Genomic DNA, 23,044 nt, shown 5'->3' with positions numbered 1-23,044 from the left:
CTCTCAGCCGACCAGGCCCTCCTGATCGGCGACCGAGCGCGGCACGTGGGCCAGCACGCTGAGGCGGAAGTCGGTCTCGACGTGGTCGGCGACCACGGCGAGACCCGATCCCGCCCGGACGAGCGCGTCGGCCTCGTCACCGCCCAGCGGGTGTTCCGCCACCGGGTGCCGCCAGTGAACGGCCACCAGGTGGCCGTCTCCGGTCAGGTGGGCCGCGGCGTCCGCCGCCGCGTCGCGCAGAGCGTCCGCCTCCAGGTAGTACGCGACCTCGCTGAGCACGACAAGGTCGTACGCCTCGTCCGGCCAAGGGTCGCCGAGCGCCCAGCGGCGTACGTCGACGGGCAGCCCGGCCACGCGCCGGCGCGTACGCTCCACCGCCGCCTCGACGACGTCGCAGGCAACCAACCGGTCGCAGCGCGCCGCGAGCAGTTCGGTGAGCACGCCGATGGAGCAGCCCGGCTCGAGACCGCTGCGGTAGCGACGCCGTGGCAGGGAGGCGAGGGTGATCGCGCGCTTGCGCTCCTCATACCAGCGCGACTCGAACCCCCAGGGGTCGTTGGAGGCGGCGTACATCGCCTCGAAGTGCTCGCGCCTCACAGGAACAGGACCTCGCGGTCAGTCACGAGGCGCTCGAGGACGAACGATGGCAGCACGGGTTCGATCCCCTCGGCGGGCGAGCTGATCTGGCTGGTGTAGCAGCGCACAGCCTCGGACTTGCGGGCCACCTCGTCGGGGGTGAGCGCGATAGCGGCGGCGCGATCGAGAGGGAGGGAGTCGTCGTCGGGCCGGGCCCAGTGCCACGCCCAGACCGGGTATTCCGCCAGCGGCACGCCCATGTCGGCGCACGCGCGGGCGGCGGCGCGGCCCGTCGCCTCGTGGTCGGGGTGGCCGTCGCCGCGCCACGTCGCCAGGCACAGCGTGGTCGGCGTCAACACGTCGGCGAGGCACGCAACGAGGGTGTCCTCGTGGACGCCGACGTCCCCGTCGGGCAGCCGGAGGCGGAGCGGCTCGGGGATCCCCAGCACCGCACAGGCGGCCTCCGACTCGCGGATGCGTGTGGCGGCGAGCTCCCCTGGGTCGAGCGAGGGGTACGCGGCGGTGCCGTCGGTGACCGCCAGCACGACGACCTCAACGCGGGAGACCAGCCGTGCGGCAAGGGCGCCCACGCCGAGGACCTCGTCGTCAGGGTGAGGCGCGACGACGAGCACGCGCGAGCACGCGGGTGGCACGAGGAGGTCGAGGTCGAGGGCTGGACGTGCGGAGAGGTACGGTGCCCACGACTCGGCCGGGGTGCCCCGGTCGGCGGTCTCGGCGACGACGCCGAGCCGGTCGGCGTTGGAGCCGAGGGGGCGATCGACTTCGGTCCCGAGCGGGCGATCGGCTTCGGACATGTTCATCGTTCCTCCTCGAGGAGGCCGCCCAGCGCGGCGAGGTCACGCTCGGCGTGACTCTGGCGGACGTAGACGGTCAGGTCGGCGACGGCCCGCGCGTGGCCCTCGTCGAGGCACAGAGTCGACGCGCCGAGGGCACGGCCGACGTGGTCGAGGGTGGCCGTGGCTGCCGCCTCCGCGAGCGCCCGCAGGCGCAGCGCCCGGACCCGTGCTGCCTCCACCGTTTCGCCGGCGGCGGCGTCGAGCTCGGCGCCAGCGGCGTCGAAGGCCCATCGTGCCCCTTCCAGAGCGGCGTCGACCGCCCCCAGGTGGGCACGGGAATGGTCGTCACGGACGCGGCCACGCAGCGTACGCGCCACCGCGTCGGCACCGCCCAACCAGCAGGCGGCCACGCCGGCACCGCCGTGCCAGAACCCCGGACGGCCCAGGTAGTCCTCCCCCGTGCCCACGACCTCGCCCACGACGTCGTCGAGGTGAACCGTCCAGGTGCGGCTGGCCGCCATGCCGGCGTTGTGCCACGGACCCGCCTCGACGGTCACGCCGGGCTGGTCGAGGTCGACGGCGACGAGGAGGCGACGGTCGTCGGTCGACCGCACCGTCAGCAGGGCGTGGGTGCACCAGCCAGCGCCGGAGCACCATGGCTTGGCCCCCGCGAGCCGCACCGTGCCGTGCTCGCCGTCGGCGACCACCCGTGGCTGCGGCGGCTCGGCGGCCCACACACCCCACCACTCACCGGGGCGTACACGTTGTCGATCAAGGTCGGCGAGGATCGCGTCGGCGTCCCAGTGGGCCTCGACAAGGCGCCCGACGACGACGTCGCGGGCAGCTCCGGCGCGCAGGGCGCGCCACCGTTCGACGGTGGCCCCGCGCCCGGGCAGTGGCAACGGGTCACCGAGCTGCGCCCGTACGCTGGCGGCAATGTCGTCCATGGATCATCTCCTCGTCCCCGCGGTCCGGCCCAGTGCGTCCAGCGTCGCCGAGAAGCCACCCGGCGCCCGGTGGGACACGCGGGCCGAGGTCGTGACGACCGCCGCCGCGGAGCGGTGGATGCGCAGCCCGGCGGCCTCAGCGCGCCGTACGAGGTCGACGTCCTCATGGACCGGCAGCGCCCGGAACCCGCCCAGACGATCGTAAGCCTCAGCGGAGATCCCCAGGCTCGCGCCATGGACGTGCGGGTGCCCGTCGCGGCGCGAGTAGGCGGCGTCGTGCGCCTCCGCGCTGCCCCGCGTACGCATCCGCCAGTCGGCGACCCTGACCGTCCCCGCGTACACGTCATGATCGGCCGCGGACGCGAGCTGGGCGCCCAACCAGTCGACCGGGACGAGCGTGTCGGCGTCGGTCGTGGCGAACCAGGTCCCCGGTGTGCGGCGGGCGGCGGCGAACCCGGCGGCCCGCGCAGCACCGACGTTGCGCCGGTCGATGGAGACCGGGCGCACCCAGGAGGGGACCAGCGCCGCCGTGCGGTCGCCGCACGCGTCGAGCACGACGACGACCTCGACCACCGTGCGCGCCACGAGGATCGCCTCGCGCAGGGCGTCGAGGCACGCCGGCAGCCAGTCCTCCTCGTCGTGTGCCGGGACCACGACGGTGACGTCAGTTACGTGCACCTGAGTCGCCGGGCTGGAGCACGACCTTGATGCAGCCGTCGGCCTTGTCACGGAACCGCTCGTACATCTCGGGTGCCTGCTCCAGCGGCGCCCGGTGGGTCGCCAGGTTCTCGACGTCGAGGAGGTCGTTGCCCTCACGGACGATCTCGAGGAGCTCGTCGGTCCAGCGGCGGACGTTGGCCTGTCCCATGCGCAGCGTGACCTGCCGGTCGAACATCTGCATCAGCGGCATCGGACTGGCGGCCCCGGCGTAGACGCCCGACAGCGAGACCGTGCCACCGCGACGCGCCAGCTGCAGCGACAGGTGGAGCGCCGAGAGCCGATCGACACCGGCGTTCTTCGCGATCAGGCGGCCGACAGGGGCGGGGAGGCTCGAGACCGCTCCGGTCAGGCCGCTGGCGACGGGGCTGCCGTGGGCCTCCATGCCCACCGCATCGACGACACCGTCGGCACCGCGGCCGGCCGTCAGGTCCAGGACCGCCGCGACGGGGTCCTTCACCTGGGCGAGGTCGATCGTCTCGATCCCGTGCGCCCGCGCCTCGGCGAGGCGCTCGGGCACGAGGTCGATGCCGATGACACGCTCGACCCCCTGCAGGCGCGCACAGCGGGCGGCGAGCTGCCCCACCGGGCCGAGACCGACCACGACCAAGCTTTCGCACTCACCACCGCCCGCGTACGTGACGCCCTGCCAGGCCGTCGGCAGGATGTCCGACAGGTAGAGGTAGCGCTCGTCAGGCCCTTCGTGGGGGACGACGACCGGCCCATACTGGGCCTGCGGGACGCGGACGAGCTCGGCCTGGCCGCCGGGGACCGAGCCGTAGAGCCGTGTGTAGCCCAGAAGGGCCGCGCCGCACTCTTGCTGGGTCACCTGGGTGGTCTCGCACTGGGACTGCAGGCCGCGCCGGCACATCCAGCAGTGGCCGCAGGAGATGTTGAACGGCACCACGACACGGTCGCCCTCGGCGAAGTTGGTCACGTCCGGGCCGACCTGCTCGACGATGCCCATGCACTCGTGACCGAGGATGTCCCCCTTGTCGAGGAACGGCGCCAGAGGCCCGTACAGGTGGAGGTCCGAGCCGCAGATGGCGGTGGAGGTGACGCGGACGATGGCATCCGTGGGCTCCTGGATGACCGGGTCGGGCACCTCCGAGACCTCGACGTGGTTCTTGCCCTGCCAGGTGACAGCTTTCACGCGATCCTCCTCATGTCAATAGTCGAAGATATATCGACAAGACTAGATTATGCGCGGCAGCAAGGAGAAGGACATGGCACGCATCGGCAGCCGGGCACGCAGTACGCAACGCCCGCCGACTCAAGGAGCTGCTCGCATGAACAGGATCGTCTCAGCGACGGTGGCGATGGTCGTGGTCGCGTCACTCGGGGCGTGCTCCACCATCCCCTCCGACCCGGACAACACCCTCGACCGCATCCGCACCGAGAAGGTGCTGCGGCTGGGCGTCTCCCCCAATCCCCCGTGGACGACCCCGGAAGGTGGCGGCAGCGAGGTCGACCTCGTGCGCCGTTTCGCCGAGAAGCAGGGCGCACGCGTCGAGGTCGTCGTCGCCGGCGAGGAGCCCCTGGTCACCAAGCTGGAGGAGCAGCAGATCGACGTCATGGTCGGCGGGATCACCGACGACAACCCTTGGACGAAGTCGAAGGTGGCCAAGACGCGTTCCTACACCAAGGCCAAGGACGAGCAGGGCAAGAAGAAGAAGCACATCATGGCGGTCCCGCTCGGCGAGAACCACCTGCTCAGCGAGCTCGAGCGCCACCTCGACCAGGAGATGGGGAAGACACGATGACCACCACCTGGGGCAACACCTCGCTCCCCGACGAGCAGGCCGAGGCGCTGAAGAAGGCCAAGCGCCTGCAGGTCGTCTCGCTGTTCTACGTCGTCAGCGCCGTCGTCCTCGTGGTCCTCGTCATGGGCAGCTCCCAGGCGATGAAGGCCGCCTGGATCGAGGACCTGCTGTCGATCCTGCCCCCGCTGTCGTTCCTCGTCGCGGCCCACTTCATCCGGCGCCGCCCCAACACGGCCAACCCCTACGGCTACCACCGTGCCATCGGCACCGCCCATCTCGCCTCGTCGGTCGCGCTGCTCACGATGGGCCTGTTCGTCGTCGGCGACTCCGCGATGACCCTGATCAGCGCCGAGCACCCCACCATCGGCACGATGAACCTGTTCGGGCACACGGTGTGGCAGGGCTGGCCCATGATCGTTGTGCTCGTCTACACCGGCGTACCGAACGTGATCATCGGACGGATGAAGAAGAAGCTCGCCGAGAAGCTGCACGACAAGGTGCTGTACGCCGACTCGGCCATGAACTCCGACGACTGGCTGACCGCCTCCGGAGCCATCCTCGGCGTCCTCGGCATCGGCCTGGGCCTGTGGTGGGCCGACTCCGTGGTGGCCGTCCTGATCGGCAGCTCGGTGGTCAAGGACGGCCTGCAGAACCTGCGCGCGGCCATCCACGGTCTCACCGACGGCCGGGCCCTCACCTACGACGACTCCAAGCCCCATCCGGTGATCCAGGACGTCCTCGACGCCGTCCGCGGTCTGGGCTGGGTCGCCGACGTCGGCCTGCGCATGCGCGACGAGGGGCACGTCTTCCACACCGAGGTGTTCGTCGTCCCCCGCGGCGGCGAGGTCACCCTCGCCCAGCTCGACGAGGCGGGATCAGTCGTACGCGCCGTCGACTGGAAGCTCGACGACGTCGTCGTCGCCCCGGTGGACGAGCTCCCGGAGGCCTGCACCCGCTGAGCGTCGCCGCTGCGCTGCCCGAGAGGCACCCCCGCTCTGTCCGTGCAAGGAGCACGGTGCACGTGAGGGAGCGCCACGACACACACTGCGACCGCGCTCCCCGTGGCGCGCTGTGCTCCCCCCACGCAGGGAGCGGAGTGCGTACGCGGGAGCGCAGGTGGGCACGGAAGCAAGGGCTCCTCGTCTCGCGCCCTTCCTCGTCTCGCTGGCGCCGCTCGGAGAGCAGCGGGGCAGGACAGAAGAAGGGCCCCGCACCGAGGTGCGGGGCCTTCCAGGGCTGTGTAGCGTCAGATCACTTGAGGATCTTGGTGACGCGACCGGCGCCGACCGTGCGGCCACCCTCACGGATGGCGAACTTCAGCTCCTCCTCCATGGCGATCGGCTGGATCAGCTTGACCGTCATGTCGGTGTTGTCGCCGGGCATGACCATCTCGGTGCCCTCGGGGAGGACGATGGTGCCGGTGACGTCGGTGGTGCGGAAGTAGAACTGCGGCGAGTAGTTCGAGAAGAACGGCTTGTGACGGCCGCCCTCGTCCTTGTTCAGGATGTAGACGCGAGCCTCGAACTCGGTGTGCGGCGTGGTCGAACCCGGCTTGATGACACACATGCCACGCTCGACGTCCTCCTTCTTGGTGCCGCGGAGGAGCAGACCGACGTTCTCGCCAGCCTGGCCCTCGTCGAGGAGCTTGCGGAACATCTCGACGCCGGTGACGGTCGTCGTCTGCTTCTCCTCGCGGATGCCGATGATGTCGACGGTCTCGTTGACCTTGACGACACCGCGCTCGATGCGGCCGGTGATGACGGTGCCACGACCGGTGATCGTGAAGACGTCCTCGACGGGCATGAGGAACGGCTTGTCCGTCTCGCGCTCCGGCTGCGGGATGTACTCGTCAACTGCGTCCATGAGCTCCATGATGGAGTCGGCCCACTTCTCCTCGCCCTGCAGGGCGGGGAAGGCGGCAACGCGGACGACGGGGCAGTCGTCGCCGTCGAACTCGTTGTCGGACAGGAGCTCGCGGACCTCCATCTCGACCAGCTCGATGAGCTCCTCGTCGTCGACCATGTCGCACTTGTTCAGCGCGACGACGATCGAGGGCACGCCGACCTGGCGGGCGAGCAGCACGTGCTCGCGGGTCTGCGGCATGGGGCCGTCGGTGGCGGCGACCACGAGGATGGCGCCGTCCATCTGGGCCGCACCGGTGATCATGTTCTTGACGTAGTCTGCGTGACCCGGGCAGTCGACGTGAGCGTAGTGACGCTTCTCCGTCTGGTACTCGATGTGCGAGATCGAGATGGTGATGCCGCGCTGGCGCTCCTCGGGGGCCTTGTCGACCTTGTCGAAAGGCGTGGCCTCGTTGAGATCCGGGAACTTGTCGTGGAGCACCTTCGAGATCGCCGCGGTCAGAGTGGTCTTGCCGTGGTCGATGTGCCCGATGGTGCCGATGTTGGCGTGCGGCTTGGTCCGCTCGAACTTGGCCTTTGCCACTTGGGCTCCTTCTTGGGTTAATGCCCCGCGGGTTTGCGCGACATTCGTCTGGTTAGGTGGTCCGAATCGGACCGGTCGGGGCCCCTGAGCACACTGCAGCAGCGCACCTGAGGGCGACCCGACCAAGTCTTGTGCACCGGGGCCGCATAGTCAAATGGCCGACCCCCGCGAACGCGGGGGCCGGCCATCTGGGGCTCAGCCGAGCGGGATCACTCGCCGCGGGCCTTCTGGATGATCTCGTCGGAGACCGTCTTGGGGCACTCGGCGTAGGAGTCGAACTCCATCGAGTAGGAGGCCTGGCCCGACGTCTTCGAACGCAGGTCACCCACGTAGCCGAACATCTCCGACAGCGGGACGAGCGCCTCGACGACTTGGTTGCCATGCTCCTCACGCGTGCCCTGCATCTGGCCACGACGCGAGTTGATGTCGCCGATCACGGTGCCGAGGAAGTCGTTCGGCGTGGTGACCTCGACCTTCATCATCGGCTCGAGGAGAGCCGGGTCGGCCTTGCGCGCGGCCTCCTTGAACACGTTCAGGCCGGCGATCTTGAACGCGAGCTCCGAGGAGTCGACGTCGTGGTAGGCGCCGTCGGTCAGGGTGACCTTGATGTCCTCGACGGCGTAGCCGGCGAGCACACCGGTCGTCATGGCCTCCTGGATGCCCTGATCGACGGCCGGGATGTATTCCTTGGGCACGCGACCACCGGTGACGGCGTTGACGAACTCGTAACCCGAGCCCGGCTCCTGGGGCTCCAGGTTGATGATGACCTTCGCGAACTGGCCCGAACCACCCGACTGCTTCTTGTGGGTGTATTCCACCTTCTCCACCGGACGGCGGAGAGTCTCGCGGTAGGCGACCTGGGGCTTGCCGATGTTGGCTTCGACCTTGAACTCGCGCTTCATGCGGTCGATGAGAACCTCGAGGTGGAGCTCGCCCATGCCGGCGATGATCGTCTGACCGGTCTCCTCGTCGGTGTGGACGCGGAAGGTCGGGTCCTCCTCGGCGAGGCGCTGGATGGCCGTCGACAGCTTCTCCTGGTCGGACTTCGTCTTCGGCTCGATGGCCTGCTCGATGACCGGGGCGGGGAAGTCCATCGACTCGAGCACGACGGGCGAGCTCGGGTCACACAGGGTCTCGCCGGTGGTCGTCTGCTTCAGACCCATGACCGCCACGATCTGGCCGGCACCCACCGAGTTGATCTCCTCACGCTTGTTGGCGTGCATCTGGTAGACCTTGCCGATGCGCTCCTTCTTGCCGGTCACCGAGTTGAGCACCGAGGTGCCCGCCTCGAGGACGCCGGAGTAGACACGCACATAGGTCAGCTTGCCCAGGTGGGGATCGGCGGCGATCTTGAAGGCGAGGGCAGCCAGCGGCTCGGAAGCGTCGGCGTGCTTCTCGATCTTCTCGTCGGGGTGACCCGGCTTGAAGCCCTCGATGGCGGGGACGTCGATCGGCGCCGGGAGATAGGCGATGACCGCGTCGAGCAGCGGCTGGACACCCTTGTTCTTGAAGGCGGTGCCACAGAAGACGGCGGTGACCTTCGTCGAGAGGATGGCGGCACGCACGGCGTGCTGGATCTCCTCGGCGCTGATCTCCTCACCCTCGAGGAACTTCATGGCCAGTTCGTCGTCGAAGTCGGCCAGCTGCTCGATGAGCTTGGCGTGGGCAGCCTCGGCCTCGTCCTTCATGTCGGCCGGGATCTCCTCGACCTCGTAGTCCTCACCGAGCTTCGTCTCGCCGCGCCACACAAGCGCGCGCATCGCGACGAGGTCGACGACGCCGATGAAGTCGGACTCGGCTCCGATCGGCAGCTGCATGACCAACGGCGTGGCCTTCAGACGCTCGACGATCGTGTTGACGCAGTGGTCGAACGAGGCACCCGTGCGGTCGAGCTTGTTGATGAAGCAGATGCGCGGCACGTGGTACTTGTCGGCCTGGCGCCACACCGTCATCGACTGGGGCTCGACACCGGCGACACCGTCGAACACCGCGACAGCACCGTCGAGCACGCGGAGCGAACGCTCCACCTCGACGGTGAAGTCGACGTGCCCGGGGGTGTCGATGATGTTGATCTGGTGATCCTTCCAGTGGCAGGTCGTCGCAGCCGACGTGATCGTGATGCCGCGCTCCTGCTCCTGCTCCATCCAGTCCATGGTGGCCGTGCCCTCATGGGTGTCACCGATCTTGTAATTGATGCCGGTGTAGAACAGGATGCGCTCGGTGGTGGTGGTCTTGCCCGCGTCAATGTGGGCCATGATGCCAATGTTGCGGACCTTGCCCAGGTCGGTCTCGATGTCGACAGCCACGGAAGGGTTCCTCTTATCTGTGTGATTGCGGAGTTCTCGGCCAAGTATGGCCGAAAGGCCCGGTCCGCACGAATCGGCGGGACCGGGCCCCTTGGTCAGGAGATGGTGGGAAGGATCACCAGCGGTAGTGGGCGAAAGCCTTGTTGGCCTCGGCCATCTTGTGGGTGTCCTCGCGGCGCTTCACAGCGGCGCCCAGGCCGTTGGAGGCGTCAAGGATCTCGTTCATGAGGCGCTCGGCCATCGTCTTCTCACGACGCTGGCGCGAGAACATGACCAGCCAGCGCATGGCCAGCGTGATCTGACGACCCGGCTTGACCTCGACCGGCACCTGGTAGGTGGCGCCACCGACACGACGGGACTTGACCTCGAGTGACGGCTTGACGTTGTCGAGCGCGCGCTTGAGGGTCTGCACCGGATCGACGCCGGTCTTGGCGCGCGTGCCCTCGAGGGCGGTATAGACGATGTTCTGGGCGACGGTCTTCTTGCCGTCGAGCAGGATCTTCGACACGAGCTGGGAGACCAGCGGCGAGCCGTAGACCGGGTCTGCGGGCATGGGGCGCTTCGGCGCGGGACCCTTGCGAGGCATTACTTCTCCTTCTTCGCGCCGTAGCGGCTGCGAGCCTGCTTGCGGTTCTTGACACCCTGGGTGTCGAGCGAGCCGCGGATGATCTTGTAGCGGACGCCCGGGAGGTCCTTCACGCGGCCACCGCGGACGAGGACCATCGAGTGCTCCTGCAGGTTGTGACCGACGCCCGGGATGTAGGCGGTGACCTCGATGCCCGACGACAGCTTCACGCGAGCGACCTTGCGGAGCGCCGAGTTCGGCTTCTTCGGGGTGGTCGTGTAGACACGCGTGCAGACACCACGACGCTGGGGCGAGCCCTTGAGCGCGGGCGTCTTGTTCTTGCTGACCTTGTCGGTCCGGCCCTTGCGGACCAGCTGCTGGATAGTGGGCACCGGCTGGTATCTCTTTCCGTTGATGCCCCGGCGAGCCGGGGCGGCATCTGGATCAACTGCTATGGGCTGCAGGCCCGCCGCCGAGGACACGCTCAGGCAGGAAGACTCTGCAGAAGTTCTGTCCGCTCCCTCAAGCCGCGGGAGGGATCCTCACGGCACGCTGGGCGCGTACGAAGGCTCGGACAGGCCGAACACAAGGGACAAGGCTACCGGTGGTGACGGCATCGGTCAAAACGCGCTTTTCACCGCTGGCGCAAGCCGCCACGCCGTGACCGCAGAGTAGTCTCGCCCCATGACCTCCCGACAGGAGGAACCAACCTATCCCGGCGTCCGCAGGCAGCTCCCCCGCTGGCGCGACGTCGCTCCCCTGCTAGGGTTCGCGCCGCCCGCGCTCGGCACCGAGAACCGGCTCCGACGCGCGGCCACCGTGGCCGACCTGCGCCTGATGGCGAAGCGGCGTACGCCCCGCTCGGTGTTCGACTATACCGACGGGGCCGCCGACGACGAGTCGTCGCTGACGCGCTCGCGCGACCTGTGGGGCTCGATCGAGCTGCACGGCGAGGTGCTGCGCGACATCGCCGCCGCCGACCCGTCGACCACCATCCTCGGCGAGCCGTCCTCGCTGCCGCTCGTCCTCGGTCCCACGGGCTTCACGCGGATGATGCACCACGAGGGCGAGGTCGGCGTCGCCTTCGAAGCCAACCGTGCCCGGTTGCCCTACACGCTGTCGACCATGGGCACCACTCCCCTGGAGGACGTGGCGGCGCTGTGCCCCGACACCCCCCACTGGTTCCAGCTCTACGTGTGGAACGACCGCGCCGCGAGCACCGAGCTGGTCGAGCGGGCGAAGGCCGCCGGCTACGGCGCGCTGGTGATCACCGTCGACACCGCCGTGGCCGGCAACCGCCTGCGCGACGTCCACAACGGACTGACCATCCCACCGCGGCTCACGCTCAAGACGTTCGCCGACATGGCCATGTATCCGTCCTGGTGGGCCAACCTGCTGACCACCCCGCCGCTGGAATTCGCGTCCCTCGGCAGCTGGGAGGGCACCGTCGCCGACATGATCAACGCCATGTTCGACCCGAGCGTGACCTGGGAAGACGTCGCCTGGCTGCGCTCGGTATGGCCGGGGAAGATGGTCGTCAAGGGCATCCAGTGCGTCGAGGACGCCGGCCGCGCGTTCGACGCCGGCGCCGACGCGATCATCGTGTCCAACCACGGTGGCCGCCAGATCGGCCGCGGGCGCCCGCCGCTGCGCCTGCTGCCCGAGGTGCGCCAGAAGTACGCCGACGCCGAGATCTTCATCGACGGCGGCATCATGTCCGGCACGGACGTCGTCGCGGCCATCGCCCTCGGCGCCGACGCGGCATGGATCGGGCGCGCGTACCTCTACGGCCTCATGGCCGGCGGCCACCTGGGCGTACGCCGGGCCCTGGACATTCTGCGGGCCGAGACGGTACGCACCATGCAGCTGCTGGGCGTCAACAGCGTCGACGAGCTCTCAGAGCGCCACGTGACGCTCCCCTGAAGCCCGTGGGCCACAGGGGGACCGCGTCAGATCTCCTCGCCCTGCTCGATCTTCGCGAACAGGTCGACGCGGCCCTCGTGACGGCCGCCCTCGAACTCGGCGCCGAGGAACGCGTCGACGATGGCCTTGGCCATGTCGACGCCCACGAAGCGCTCACCCATGGCGAGCATGTTGGCATTGTTGTGGCGGCGGGCCATCTCGGCGGAGTAGGGCTCGGTACACACGACGCACCGGGCCCCGTGGACCTTGTTCGCCGCGATCGAGATGCCGATGCCGGAGCCGCACATGATGATGGCGCGCTCGCATTCGCCCGAGACGACCAGACGTGCCGCGCGCGAGCCCCAGATCGGGTAGTCGGTGCGCTCGGGGGCGTTCGTGCCCGCATCGACCACCTCGTGGCCGAGCTCGGCGAGGTAGGCGGAGATCTCGATCTTGAGGTTGAAACCGGCGTGGTCGGCGGCGACGGCGATCTTCATAGTGGGGCCTTTCGTTTCGTCGGACGAGGCGGGAGATGAGGGGGTTAACCCCCAGTTCATCACGGTCTACCAGAATGTCCACCGTGGACCCCTCCCCCGAGCCCGATGACATCACCAAGCCCGGACGCGTCATCGTGATCACCGGCGCCATGGCCGCCGGCAAGTCCACCGTCGCCGAATTGCTCGCCCACCAGCTGGACCGTTCCGTGCACGTGCGCGGTGCCGCATTCCGACGGATGGTCGTCAACGGACGCGCCGAATGGACCCCCCACCCGACCCCTGAGGCCGTCGCCCAGCTCCACCTCCGCTACGACCTCGCCGCCCAGGCCGCCGACACCTACGCGGCTGCCGGCTTCGACTCCATCGTCCAGGACGTGATCGTCGGGGCCGAGCTGCCGCGCTTCATCGACCGCATCAAGAACCCCGAACGGTTCCTGGTCGTGCTGTCGCCCAGCTTGTCGGCGCTGGAGTGGCGCGAGGAGCAGCGCCAGAAGGCCGGTTACGTCTACTTCTCACCCGGCGCGATGGACCACGCCCTGCGTTCCGAGACCGCACGCGTGGGCTACTGGCTCGACTCGTCGGCCCAGACCCCCGACGAGACCGTTGCCGACATCCTCGACAACCTCGAGCGCGCGCGGGTCTGACCCGCGTACGGTGGGCCGGTGCCCCCTCGCTCTCCCCTGCCCCGGCGTCACGGCCTGGACGCCGCATGGGTGCGTACGCCCGATCGAGGCGCCGAACCGAGGGCATGGGCGACGATGCGCGACTTCCTCGTCGACCGCATCCGCCCGGTGCCCCCGACCGAGATCGACCGCATGCTCGCCGCAGGCGAGTTCGTCGACGCGCAGGGCATCCCATGGGAGCCGGACGCCGCGTACCGACCGCACACCTTCGTCTGGTTCCACCGCGTCCTGCGCGAGGAGCCGCCGGTGCCGTTCGACGTGCCGGTGCTGTACCGCGACGAGCGGATCGTCGTCGTCGACAAGCCCCACTTCATGGCGACCATCCCGCGGGGGCGCCACATCACCGAGACTGTCGTCGTACGCCTCCGCGCCGCCCTCGACCTGCCCAACCTGGTGCCGGCGCACCGGCTCGACCGGCTGACCGCCGGGGTGCTGCTGCTCACGACGGGGCCGGCGTGGCGGTCGGCGTACCAGGGGCTGTTCGAGAACCGGCTCGTCAACAAGGAGTATTCGGCGCTTGCCGGGTTCCGCGACGACCTCGAGCTGCCGCACGTGCGACGGTCACACATCGTGAAGAAGCGCGGCGAGCTGAGGGCGTACGAGGTCGAGGAACTGCCGCCGAACTCCGAGACGCTGATCGAGCTCGTCGAGCGCCGCGGCGACCACGCGCACTACCGGCTGGCACCGCACACCGGGAAGACCCACCAGTTGCGGCTGCACCTGTCGGCGCTCGGCATCGGGATCGTCGGCGACCCGCTCTACCCGGACGTGCTGCCCGACGACGTCGACGACTTCTCGACGCCGCTGGAGCTCATCGCGCGTCGGCTCGAGTTCGTCGACCCGGTCGACGGGACGCCGCGGGCGTACGTGAGCGCGCGGGAGCACGCGCCTGCGTGAGGGTGGGAGAATCGCCCCCATGGCCTGTCCCGTCCGCATCCTGTTCCACGAGCCGCGCATCCCCCAGAACTCCGGCAACGCCATCCGGCTCGCTGCCGTCACCGGCGCTCCTTTGCACCTGGCGGGTCCACTGGGCTTCGAGCTGACCGATGCACGGCTGAAGCGGGCGGGCCTCGACTACCACGAGCTGGCCAGCTTCACCGCGCACGAGTCGCTGGAGGACGCGTACGCGGAGCTGCTGCCCGCGCGCGTGTTCGCCTTCACCGCGCACGCGGAGCTGGCGCACACCGACATCGCGTACGAGCCGGGCGACGTGCTGCTGTTCGGCCCCGAGCCGACGGGCCTGACCGAGGAGGTCATGTCCGATCCGCGCCTCACCGCCCGCGTGCGCATCCCGATGCTCGCCGGGCGTCGGTCGCTGAACCTCGCCAACGCCGCGTCGATCGCCGTCTACGAGGCGTGGCGCCAGCACGGGTTCACGGGTGCCTAGGCCCAGCCCACAGGCTGCTCGAGGCGGCCGGCGAGCCCGGCGTACCGGCCGCCGCGGGCCATGAGCGCGTCGTGGGTGCCCTGCTCGGCGATGTGGCCGTGATCGAGCACAACGATGTTGTCAGCGTCCTCGATGGTCGACAGCCGGTGGGCGATGGTGATGGTCGTGCGGCCCACGACGAGCCGGTCGAGCGCGTCCTGGAGCTCGCGCTCGGTGTCGTTGTCGAGCGCGCTTGTGGCCTCGTCCATGACAAGTACGCGCGGGTCACGCAGCAGCGTGCGGGCGATGGCCAGGCGCTGCTTCTCGCCGCCGGAGAACCGGTGGCCGCGCGAGCCGACGACCGTGTCGAGGCCGGCGGGCAGCGAGGCGACGAGCTCGTCGATCTGGGCGGCGTCGAGCGCGCGCCACAGGTCTTCCTCGGTCGCGTCGGGCCTGGCCAGCAGCAGGTTGTCGCGGATGGAGGCGTGGACGAGGTAGGGGTCCTGCGAGACGACACCGACGATGCGGGCGAGGTCGGTCGGCGCGAGGTCGCGCAGGTCCATGCCGTCGATGGTCACGCGGCCGACGGCCGGGTCGTAGAGACGCGACACCAGCGACGCGAGTGTCGTCTTGCCCGATCCGGTCTCTCCGACGAGCGCGAGCGAAGTGCCCGCCGGGACCTCGAGGTCGATGCCGGTGAGGACCTGGGTGTCGGAGCCCGGGTAGGCGAACGAGACGCCCTCGAAGGCCACTCGGCCGCGTACGGCGTCGTGGTCGACCGCCACAGGGAAGGCGGGGGCGGGGACGTCGATCGGCAGGTCGAGGTAGCCGAAGATGCGACTGAAGACCGCCATCGAGCTGATCCACTGCACACCGACCGACAGTAGGCCGAGGACCGGCCGGAAGATCGAGGCCTGCAAGGCGCTGAAGGCCACCAAGGTGCCGATGGTCATGCCGCCGGAGGTGGCGGGGAAGCCCGCGGCGAGGTAGATCAGCGCGGGGATGGTCGCGAAGATGATGGTCATCGTGGCCATGCGCCAGCGGCCGGCCAGCTGGGAGGCGACCTCGAGGCGGGCGATATCGGCCGAGGCCTTCTCGAAGTCGTCGGAGACCCGCTCGGACGCACCGAGCGTCTTGACCAGCAGCGCACCGGAGACCGACAGGCGCTCCTCGATCTGCGACTGCAGCGTGGAGCGGAGGCGGGCCAACGCAGAGCTCTTGTCGCGGCGCATCAGGGCGACTCGGCGGGTGATCCAGATGGCCGGCGGCAGCACGACGAGCGACAGCAGCGACAGCCGCCAACTCAGCGCGGCCATGGCGATCGCGGTGCCGACGGCGGTGGTCAGGTTGGAGGCGATCGAGGTCGCCGTCGAGGTGACGACGTTCTGCATGCCGGCGATGTCGTTGGTCAGGCGCGACTGGACCTCGCCGGTGCGCTCGCGAGTGAAGAACGCCATTGACTGCTTCTGGAGGTGGTCGAAGACCTGCGTACGCAGGCGGTGCATGACCTGCTGGCCGATGGAGGTCGACAGCCAGGTCTGGAGCACGCCGAGCACCGAAGTGGCGACGGCGATGCCGATCATGCCGGCGACGCACCACAGCAGCAGGCGGGTGTTCTGGTGGGGCAGCGCGTCGTCGATGACGGCACGCACCAAGAACGGCTGGGCCAAAGAGACGACCGACGAGACGACGATCAGCACCATGACCACGGTGACGGCCAGCCAGTGGCCGTTGAACAGGCGGAGGATGCGCCCTGCGCGTACGGGGGACTCGGCGAGCTGGGCGCGGTCTGCCGGGTCGACCCTCTGGGGACCTCGGGCGCCGCCGCCACCCGCCATCGTCATGAACTCACTCATGGGAGCTCCTTTCTCGAGGTCGCGCTTATTGAGGCAGCCTCACAATGAGGCTAACAGAGCATCTGTACGATCCATTCCATGGACGACCTCGGCGACCTCGTACGCCGCCTCTCGAGCACGCTGCGCCGAATGACGCGCGCCACCGCCGAGCCGCACGGGCTCAACCCCCACCAGCTGCGCGCGCTGCGCACCGTCGTCGAGCTCGACTCGGCCCGCCCCTCCGACGTCGCCGAGCGCCTGCGCATCGCGCCCCGCTCGGCGACCGACGTGATCGACGGGCTGGTCACCCGCGGCCTCGTCGAGCGCCGACCCCACCCCGAGGACCGGCGCGCCACTCTCGTCGACGCGACCGCCGAGGGGCGTCGCGTCCTCGGCGAGATCGAGGGCGAGCGCGAGGCCGCCATGGAGGCATACTTCGCGCGCCTCAACGCGACAGAGCGGACCGAGCTGGCCCGGCTGCTGGGTCGACTCGTCGACGAACAGGAGTAACCTGACGGCGAATCCCGAAGCCGAAGCCCGAGGAGGGCCCTGTCGACGCCGCCCACGTTCACCGATGCGACCCAGGTGTAGCCCACGCGGGCCCCATCGCGTCGCCGGACGTGCGGCGCTGGCCTGTATGGGCGCCACGACCCGCGTTCCACCCGCCGCGCTCTGGGTGAGGTCGCCTCCCGATCGCCTGCGGCTGGTCGTGGAGGCCCTGCGGAACGGGCCGCGACTCGCGGCCGGGTGACGTCACACCGGCTTCAGCGGTGCCCGCCCTGCTCTCGCTCGGGGATTCCCGCGGCCCACAGGGCGGCCGCGATGAGGGCGGGCTGGCCGAACAGCCGCGCCAGACGACGGCCGTCCGTGTCCAGCCCGAAGCCATCCTTACGCTCGGCGTACTGCCCGATGTTCCCGGGGTAGATCGCGGTGTAGAACGCCGCCAGGGCGGTGCCGGTCAGGTGGCGCTGCCTGGGGAGCGCCAGCAGAGCGACCCCGAGGCCGATCTCGGCCACGCCGGATCCGAGCACCACGAGGTCCGCCGGGAGCGGGACCCACGAGGGCACCTGAGCGCGGAACTCACGGCGCGCCACGGTGAGATGGGACAGCCCCGCGGCGGTCATGAACCCGCCCAGACCGAGGCGGGCGGCGGTCTGGGAGAGGGGGACGGACTGCCGGCGCTTCGTCATCATGACTCCCCGAGCTCAAGGACGACGTCGATATTGCCCCGGGTGGCGTTCGAATAGGGGCACACCTGATGCGCCTGCTCCATGAGGGCGCGGGCCTGGTCCGCGGGGACGTGGGGCAACACGACCTCGAGGGTGACCTCCAGGCCGAAGCCCTCTCCCTGGCGCCCCATGCCCACGCGCGCGCCGACGGAGGAGTCGGTGATGTCGGCACGGGAGTCGCGGGCGACCATCTGGAGGGCCGAGTGGAAGCACGCGGCGTAGCCGGCGGCGAACAGCTGCTCGGGGTTGGCGCCCTGGCCGGAGCCCCCCATCTCGGTGGGCACGGCGAGGTCGAGGTCGACCCGCCCATCGGTGGTGCGGACATGGCCGTTGCGGCCGGCGCCGGTGCTGAGCGCCTCGGCGGTGTAGATGGTCTCCATGAGAGGTCCTTTCATCCGCCCGACCCGTGCGGGAAGAGTCGGTTCCAGCCTGCCACCAGGTCAGGTCGCGCGCAACCAAGTCGCGCTCCAGCGGCCACTGGAATCCCTTCCATGGATGCCGCGCCGACCGTCCCGCCTCGGCATCACCTACCCCGCACTACCACGTGATGCTCACCGCGCTGAGACGCCGCGAGCGGCTCGCGCGCTGAGCGCGGGTCAGAGCACTCGGTCCAAGATCGCCCGGGCGACGGCGTCAGCCTCACGCTCGGGCAGCCAATGGTCCGCGTCGAGCGCCACGAACCGGTACTCCCCCGCCACCTGCCCCGCCGTGAGCTCGGCGGCCCGCGGCCCCAGAGCTGCGTCCCGGGTGCCCCACAGGTACGTGGTGGGGACCGACACGGGTGCGCTGCGCGTGGTGGTCACCAGATCCGGGTTCGCGCGATACCAGTTCACCGGGCCACGCAGGCTCTGCGGGGTGGAGAACCGGCGGGCGTAGTGCTCCGCCCCGGGGACCTGCCCCCGCTGCAGCAGGGAGCCCAGCCTTCGCGAGAGGATTCGTTCGGGGAGGGCCGGCGCCTGGAAGGCGGCGATGTACCAGCTGCGGCGCAGTTGGTCCGGGCCACGGAGGGCGCGGGCCAGGGCGGCCGGGTGCGGCGTGGACAGGACGGTCAAGGACGCGACGCGCTCGGGGCGGGCGGTGGCCAGCGCCCAGGCGACGGCGCCGCCCCAGTCATGGCCGACGACGTGGACGCGCCGCGCCCCCGCCGCGTCCGCCAGCGCGACGGCGTCCCCCACGAGCGCCGGGAGGCGGTAGGCCGCCGTCGCCCGCGGAGCGGCCGCCGGGGAGTAGCCGCGCTGGTCCGGTGCGAGGGTGCGCAGCCCCGCCGCGTGCAGCAGCGGCTCGACGTACCTCCAGGACGTGGCGTCCTGCGGGAAGCCGTGCAGCAGCAGGACCACCTTCCCCTCGGCCGGTCCGCCGTCGCGGACGTCGAAGGTCAGGCCCTGATGCCGGAAGGTGGCCATGCCGCCCCCGAGTGCGCCGTCGCTCGTCACAGTCGGACGATCATCTTCCCTGTGTTGGCGCCCTCGAGCAGGTCGATGAACGCCTGGGGTGCGTTCTCCAGACCCTCCCGGACGGTCTCGTCCCACTGGATCTTCCCGGCGGCGACCCAAGGGGCCACGCGCCCGAGGAACTCGGGGCGGACCTGCGCCGCGTACTTCTGCAGGACGAAGCCGCGCAGGGTCAGGCGCTTGCCGATTGCCAGGGCGAGGTTGCGCGGGGCGGCCGGCGGCTGCGTCGAGTTGTATTGGGCGATCGCGCCGCACATCGCCACGCGGCCGTCGACCCGCATCGCGGCGATGGCGGCCTCGAGGTGGTCGCCGCCCACGTTGTCGAAGTAGACGTCGATGCCCTCCGGCGCCGCCTCGGCCAGCAGATCGGTGGGCGAGCCGTCGTGGTAGTCAAACGCGGCGTCGAAGCCCAGCTCCTTCACCCGCGCCACCTTCTCCTGCGTGCCCGCCGAGCCGATCACGCGCGAGGCGCCCAGCAGGCGGGCGATCTGGCCGGCGACCGAGCCGACGGCTCCCGCGGCGCCCGAGATGAACACGGCGTCGCCCTCCTGCATCTCGGCCACGTGCACGAGGCCGGTGTAGGCGGTCAGGCCCGTCATGCCCAGCACGCCCAGATAGGTGCTGTCCGAGAACTGGGACGTGTCCACGGCCTGGACGGTGTCGCCGTCGAGGACGGCGTGCTCGCGCCAGCCGAGGCCGTGGAGCACGGACGTGCCCTCCGGCACGTCCGCGTGGCGCGATGCGATCACGGTGCCCACCGCGCCGCCGTCGAGGGGGGCGTCGAGCTGGAACGGGGGCACGTAGGACTCGACGTCGTTCATGCGGCCGCGCATGTACGGGTCCACGGACATCACGGTGTTGCGCACGAGGACCTGGCCCTCGGCGAGCTCGGAAAGCTCGACCTCCGTGAGGCGGAAGTTCTCCGGCGTCGGGGCGCCGTGGGGGCGGGAGGCGAGGTGGATCGCGCGCGTGCGGGTGGGTGTGCTCATGATGGTCTCCTCGGGGTCGGGGCGGCGGGCTCGGCAGGGATCAGCGCGCGAGCAGGTCGAGGACGCGATGGGCGGCGTCGGCGGAGGAGGCCGGGTTCTGGCCGGTCACCAGAGTGCCGTCCGTGACCACGAAGCTCTCCCCGTCCGGGCCCTTGCGGTAGTCCGCGCCGGCGGCGACGAGCGAGTCCTCGACGAGGAACGGGACGACGTCCGTCAGCTGGGCGGCGTCCTCCTCACCGTTGGTGAACCCGGCGACCTGACGGCCGCGCACGAACGGGGTGCCGTCGGCGGCGGTGATCGGGTGCAGGATCCCGGGCGCGTGGCAGACGAGGCCGAGCGGGCGCCCGGCCGCGTCGCTGTCGAGGATGATCCGCGTGGAGTCGGCGTCGGCCACCAGATCCCACAGCGGGCCGTGACCGCCCGGGTAGAAGACGGCGTCGAACCCGTCCACGTCCACCTGCGCCAGGGGCGTGGTGTCGGCCAGGGCGGCCTTGGCCTCCTCGTCCTGGTCGAACCGGCGGGTGGCCTCGGTCTGCATCTCCGGCTGCGAGCTCGTCGGGTCGATGGGCGGCTGGCCGCCGCGGGGCGAGGCGAGGGTGACCTCGTGGCCGGCGTCGGTGAAGACGTAGTAGGGCGAGGCGAACTCCTCGAGCCAGAACCCGGTCTTGCGGCCGGTGTCGCCCAGCTGGTCGTGCGAGGTGAGGATCATCAGGATGCGGGACATGTCTAGGGGCCCTTTCGTCGGAGGGGCTGGACTCTCATGGTCGTACACAACCAAATCTCGGACAAGCGTGACAGCGCCGCCCGGGCTCACGCCGAAGCGCACCGGGATCCTTGGGCCTGACACCACCTGGCACCTCGCCTTCGGCGTGCTCGCCGTCTGGGTCCTCTCGCCCGCGCTGGGTGAACTGGTGGCCTGGGCCCTGTACGCGACGCCGCCACCAAGTCCTCCGGTCACGACTACGAAGCAGAGGAGCTGGAGTCGGGCTACCGGCCGCGAGCTGGACGCGATCGAGTCCAAGGGGGACGAGGTCCACTCGCGGCACGCGTTGGAGATCTGGATGCCGCTGCTGGCGGGCGGTGGTTCGATCGTGATCACCTCGGCGCCGGCCATCTCCAGCCAGGCCGCACGTGGCGTGCAGCGCGTCGCAGGCACCCTCGGCGGGCTGGTGCTGGCCGCTCCCCTGCTCGCGCCTCCGCCGCCCGCGCGCCAGCACGACCCCACCGACTGACTCAGCGGCCCTTCTTGCGCCGCACGTAGACCTCGCGGCGCACGTGGGCGACGGGCTCGTCGTGGGCGTCGAGGATGTCCACGTCGAACCACGTCAGCGACTTCGAGCCGTCGGCCGTCTCCTGTCGGACCTTCTCCACGACGGCATCGGGCACAACGATGTGGGCGTGCATGCGCGTACGCCCCGGCTTGACGAAGCGGATCTCCGCCGAGGTGTCCCACACGTTGTAGTCGCGCCCCAGCCGGCCCATGAGAAGCAGGCAGAAGAACGGGTCGGTCATCGACTGCAGCGAGCCGCCGAACGCGGTGCGGTTGGCGTTGGCGACCAGCGGGTTGTGGGCGAGCTCGACGCGGGCGTACGACCAGTCCGGCGAGATCTCCTTCACCCACACGCCCGCGCCGAGGAAGGGCGGCCACGCCCGCAGGCCCCACTTGAGGACCTGCGGGGGGACGTGGAGGCTCTCCTTCTGCTTCTTCACCGTCACAGCCCGAGGCTCCGGCCGATGAGCTCCTTCATGATCTCGTTCGAGCCGGCCCAGATACGCGTCACGCGGGCGTCGCGCCAGGCACGGGCTACGCGGTACTCATTCATGAAGCCGTAGCCGCCGTGCAGCTGGACGCACTCGTCGAGGATGTCGCCCTGGACCTGCGACGACCACCACTTGGCCTTGGACGCGTCGGCGGTCGACAGCTTGCCCTGCGCGTGGGCCATGACGCACTGGTCGACGTACGCCTGGGTCACCTCGAGGCGCGTCTGCAGCTCGGCGATCTTGAACTTGTTGTGCTGCATCGAGCCGATGGCCATGCCGAAGGCCTTGCGCTCCTTGGCGTACTCGATCGTCTCGGCCAGGATCCAGCCGGCGTGGGCGGTGTTGGCGACGGCGGAGCCGATGCGCTCCTGCGGCAGGTGCTTCATCATCTCGATGAAGCCCATGTTCAGCGGGCCGAGGAGGTGCTCCTCGGTCAGGCGCACGTTGTCGAAGAACAGCTCGGTCGTGGCCGACTCGACCTGGCCGACCTTGTCGAGCTTCGAGCCCTTCGAGTAGCCCTCCATGCCGGTCTCGACGACGAACAGGGAGATGCCCTTGGCGCCCTTCTCGGGATCGGTCCGCGCCGCCACCACCGCGAGGTCGCACTGGTGACCGTTGGTGATGAAGGTCTTGGAGCCGTTGAGGAGCCAGCCGTCGCCGTCCTTCGTGGCGGTCGTCTTGAGCGCCGCGAGGTCGGAGCCGCCCGAGGGCTCGGTCATGCCGATGGCGAGGATCTTCTCACCCGACGCGACGCCCGGGAGCCACTTCTTCTTCTGCTCCTCGGTGCCCAGGTGGACGAGGTAGGGGGCGGTGATGTCGGAGTGGATGCCGAAGCACGAGTTGATCGCGGCGCTACAGCGGGCGAACTCCTCGGCGGCCGCGGCGTTGAAGCGGTAGTCGTCGATGCCCGCGCCGCCGTACTCCTCGGGGATGCACAGACCGAAGAAGCCCTGCTCGCCGGCCTTGAGCCACAGGTCGCGCGGCACCTCGTGGGCCGCGATCATCTCGTCGGCGCGCGGCATCAGGCTGCGGTCGACGAACTCGCGTACGGACGAGCGGAAGTCTTCGTGCTCTTCTTCGAAGATCATTCGGGGCATGGACGGGCCTTTCGACGGTGATGTGGCCGACATATTACTCGCCAGTAGCCCCGGTGGAAAGAGATTCGGCGAACCTGTCCCCACCACCTCAACGGCCGGGAACTCCACGGCACTCCAA

Annotated in this window: 26 protein-coding genes; 8 read left to right on the top strand and 18 right to left on the bottom strand. The window is 69.9% G+C overall.

What is annotated here, in order from left to right:
• Positions 1 to 3: 3 nt before the first annotated feature.
• The 5 genes from ACYVGD_RS11945 to ACYVGD_RS11925 are packed head-to-tail and all read right to left on the bottom strand — an operon-like array spanning position 4 to position 4,190.
• On the bottom strand, positions 4 to 597 hold the full coding sequence (locus ACYVGD_RS11945; RefSeq protein ID WP_460743884.1) for an SAM-dependent methyltransferase: 594 nt from the start codon (positions 595 to 597) through the stop codon (positions 4 to 6).
• Complete coding sequence (locus ACYVGD_RS11940) at positions 594 to 1,397, bottom strand: PIG-L deacetylase family protein (protein ID WP_460743883.1); 804 nt, start codon at positions 1,395 to 1,397, stop codon at positions 594 to 596. The genes ACYVGD_RS11945 and ACYVGD_RS11940 overlap by 4 nt, the downstream gene beginning before the upstream one ends.
• Positions 1,394 to 2,320 carry an acyl-CoA dehydrogenase family protein gene (locus ACYVGD_RS11935; RefSeq protein WP_460743882.1) on the bottom strand — a complete coding sequence of 309 codons (927 nt, stop codon included), beginning with the start codon at positions 2,318 to 2,320 and terminating at the stop codon, positions 1,394 to 1,396. Before ACYVGD_RS11935 ends, ACYVGD_RS11940 begins: the two co-directional genes overlap by 4 nt.
• Positions 2,321 to 2,323: 3 nt before the next feature.
• Entirely contained in the window at positions 2,324 to 2,998 is a 675-nt protein-coding gene (locus tag ACYVGD_RS11930) for a glycosyltransferase family 2 protein (RefSeq protein ID WP_460743881.1), read from the bottom strand.
• Complete coding sequence (locus tag ACYVGD_RS11925; protein WP_460743880.1) at positions 2,985 to 4,190, bottom strand: zinc-dependent alcohol dehydrogenase; 1,206 nt, start codon at positions 4,188 to 4,190, stop codon at positions 2,985 to 2,987. The genes ACYVGD_RS11930 and ACYVGD_RS11925 overlap by 14 nt, the downstream gene beginning before the upstream one ends.
• Before the next feature lie 136 nt (positions 4,191 to 4,326).
• Between ACYVGD_RS11925 and ACYVGD_RS11920 the strand changes: the two genes are divergently transcribed.
• On the top strand, positions 4,327 to 4,800 hold the full coding sequence (locus ACYVGD_RS11920; protein WP_460743879.1) for a transporter substrate-binding domain-containing protein: 474 nt from the start codon (positions 4,327 to 4,329) through the stop codon (positions 4,798 to 4,800).
• A complete protein-coding gene (locus ACYVGD_RS11915) occupies positions 4,797 to 5,759 on the top strand; it encodes a cation transporter (RefSeq protein WP_460743877.1) in 963 nt (320 codons plus the stop codon). Before ACYVGD_RS11920 ends, ACYVGD_RS11915 begins: the two co-directional genes overlap by 4 nt.
• Positions 5,760 to 6,051: 292 nt before the next feature.
• Here ACYVGD_RS11915 and tuf read toward each other — a convergent pair whose 3' ends face one another.
• The 4 genes from tuf to rpsL form a co-directional block, all read right to left on the bottom strand.
• On the bottom strand, positions 6,052 to 7,245 hold the full coding sequence (tuf, locus tag ACYVGD_RS11910; protein WP_460743876.1) for an elongation factor Tu: 1,194 nt from the start codon (positions 7,243 to 7,245) through the stop codon (positions 6,052 to 6,054).
• A 209-nt stretch (positions 7,246 to 7,454) separates the two neighbouring features.
• The gene (fusA, locus tag ACYVGD_RS11905; RefSeq protein ID WP_460744094.1) at positions 7,455 to 9,500 is read right to left on the bottom strand and encodes an elongation factor G; all 2,046 of its coding nucleotides are present in this window, start codon (positions 9,498 to 9,500) and stop codon (positions 7,455 to 7,457) included.
• Positions 9,501 to 9,666: 166 nt separating this feature from the next.
• The gene (gene rpsG, locus ACYVGD_RS11900; RefSeq protein WP_460743875.1) at positions 9,667 to 10,137 is read right to left on the bottom strand and encodes a 30S ribosomal protein S7; all 471 of its coding nucleotides are present in this window, start codon (positions 10,135 to 10,137) and stop codon (positions 9,667 to 9,669) included.
• Complete coding sequence (gene rpsL, locus ACYVGD_RS11895; RefSeq protein WP_460743874.1) at positions 10,137 to 10,508, bottom strand: 30S ribosomal protein S12; 372 nt, start codon at positions 10,506 to 10,508, stop codon at positions 10,137 to 10,139. Before rpsL ends, rpsG begins: the two co-directional genes overlap by 1 nt.
• 292 nt (positions 10,509 to 10,800) lie before the next feature.
• Between rpsL and ACYVGD_RS11890 the strand changes: the two genes are divergently transcribed.
• Entirely contained in the window at positions 10,801 to 12,039 is a 1,239-nt protein-coding gene (locus ACYVGD_RS11890) for an alpha-hydroxy acid oxidase (protein WP_460743873.1), read from the top strand.
• Positions 12,040 to 12,065: 26 nt separating this feature from the next.
• Here ACYVGD_RS11890 and rpiB read toward each other — a convergent pair whose 3' ends face one another.
• Complete coding sequence (gene rpiB, locus ACYVGD_RS11885) at positions 12,066 to 12,515, bottom strand: ribose 5-phosphate isomerase B (RefSeq protein WP_460743872.1); 450 nt, start codon at positions 12,513 to 12,515, stop codon at positions 12,066 to 12,068.
• 83 nt (positions 12,516 to 12,598) lie between these two features.
• Between rpiB and ACYVGD_RS11880 the strand changes: the two genes are divergently transcribed.
• From ACYVGD_RS11880 to ACYVGD_RS11870, 3 genes are all read left to right on the top strand, one after another.
• Positions 12,599 to 13,159: an AAA family ATPase gene (locus ACYVGD_RS11880; protein WP_460743871.1), complete on the top strand. Its 561-nt coding sequence runs from the start codon at positions 12,599 to 12,601 to the stop codon at positions 13,157 to 13,159.
• 114 nt (positions 13,160 to 13,273) lie between these two features.
• Positions 13,274 to 14,095 (top strand): pseudouridine synthase, encoded by an 822-nt coding sequence (locus tag ACYVGD_RS11875; protein WP_460744092.1) that lies wholly within the window; start codon positions 13,274 to 13,276, stop codon positions 14,093 to 14,095.
• Positions 14,096 to 14,114: 19 nt separating this feature from the next.
• Positions 14,115 to 14,585: a tRNA (cytidine(34)-2'-O)-methyltransferase gene (locus ACYVGD_RS11870; RefSeq protein ID WP_460743870.1), complete on the top strand. Its 471-nt coding sequence runs from the start codon at positions 14,115 to 14,117 to the stop codon at positions 14,583 to 14,585.
• On the opposite strand, the gene ACYVGD_RS11865 is transcribed toward ACYVGD_RS11870, so the two are convergent.
• Positions 14,582 to 16,420, bottom strand: coding sequence for an ABC transporter ATP-binding protein (locus ACYVGD_RS11865; RefSeq protein WP_460743869.1), 1,839 nt, complete (start codon positions 16,418 to 16,420; stop codon positions 14,582 to 14,584). The genes ACYVGD_RS11870 and ACYVGD_RS11865 overlap by 4 nt on opposite strands.
• A 78-nt stretch (positions 16,421 to 16,498) precedes the next feature.
• On the opposite strand from ACYVGD_RS11865, the gene ACYVGD_RS11860 reads away from it, so the two are divergent.
• Entirely contained in the window at positions 16,499 to 16,909 is a 411-nt protein-coding gene (locus ACYVGD_RS11860) for a MarR family winged helix-turn-helix transcriptional regulator (RefSeq protein WP_460743868.1), read from the top strand.
• Positions 16,910 to 17,163: 254 nt separating this feature from the next.
• On the opposite strand, the gene ACYVGD_RS11855 is transcribed toward ACYVGD_RS11860, so the two are convergent.
• The 5 genes from ACYVGD_RS11855 to ACYVGD_RS11835 all read right to left on the bottom strand — a co-directional run bounded on the left by ACYVGD_RS11855 (position 17,164) and on the right by ACYVGD_RS11835 (position 20,792).
• A complete protein-coding gene (locus ACYVGD_RS11855; protein WP_460743866.1) occupies positions 17,164 to 17,589 on the bottom strand; it encodes a DoxX family protein in 426 nt (141 codons plus the stop codon).
• Positions 17,589 to 18,008: an organic hydroperoxide resistance protein gene (locus ACYVGD_RS11850; RefSeq protein WP_460743865.1), complete on the bottom strand. Its 420-nt coding sequence runs from the start codon at positions 18,006 to 18,008 to the stop codon at positions 17,589 to 17,591. Before ACYVGD_RS11850 ends, ACYVGD_RS11855 begins: the two co-directional genes overlap by 1 nt.
• Positions 18,009 to 18,224: 216 nt before the next feature.
• A complete protein-coding gene (locus ACYVGD_RS11845) occupies positions 18,225 to 19,061 on the bottom strand; it encodes an alpha/beta fold hydrolase (RefSeq protein WP_460743864.1) in 837 nt (278 codons plus the stop codon).
• On the bottom strand, positions 19,058 to 20,068 hold the full coding sequence (locus tag ACYVGD_RS11840; RefSeq protein WP_460743863.1) for an NADP-dependent oxidoreductase: 1,011 nt from the start codon (positions 20,066 to 20,068) through the stop codon (positions 19,058 to 19,060). Before ACYVGD_RS11840 ends, ACYVGD_RS11845 begins: the two co-directional genes overlap by 4 nt.
• Positions 20,069 to 20,108: 40 nt before the next feature.
• Complete coding sequence (locus ACYVGD_RS11835; RefSeq protein WP_460743861.1) at positions 20,109 to 20,792, bottom strand: type 1 glutamine amidotransferase domain-containing protein; 684 nt, start codon at positions 20,790 to 20,792, stop codon at positions 20,109 to 20,111.
• Positions 20,793 to 20,859: 67 nt separating this feature from the next.
• On the opposite strand from ACYVGD_RS11835, the gene ACYVGD_RS11830 reads away from it, so the two are divergent.
• Entirely contained in the window at positions 20,860 to 21,300 is a 441-nt protein-coding gene (locus ACYVGD_RS11830) for a hypothetical protein (RefSeq protein ID WP_460743860.1), read from the top strand.
• A 1-nt stretch (position 21,301) separates the two neighbouring features.
• Here the strand turns inward: ACYVGD_RS11830 and ACYVGD_RS11825 are convergent, their stop codons facing one another.
• On the bottom strand, positions 21,302 to 21,784 hold the full coding sequence (locus ACYVGD_RS11825; protein ID WP_460743859.1) for a DUF4442 domain-containing protein: 483 nt from the start codon (positions 21,782 to 21,784) through the stop codon (positions 21,302 to 21,304).
• Positions 21,781 to 22,926, bottom strand: coding sequence for an acyl-CoA dehydrogenase family protein (locus tag ACYVGD_RS11820; protein WP_460743858.1), 1,146 nt, complete (start codon positions 22,924 to 22,926; stop codon positions 21,781 to 21,783). Before ACYVGD_RS11820 ends, ACYVGD_RS11825 begins: the two co-directional genes overlap by 4 nt.
• Between the last annotated feature and the right edge of the window lie 118 nt (positions 22,927 to 23,044).

This window comes from Mariniluteicoccus endophyticus (assembly GCF_054780035.1).
Note: the sequence above shows the minus strand (reverse complement) of the source record. Positions and strands in the feature narration are given on the sequence as shown.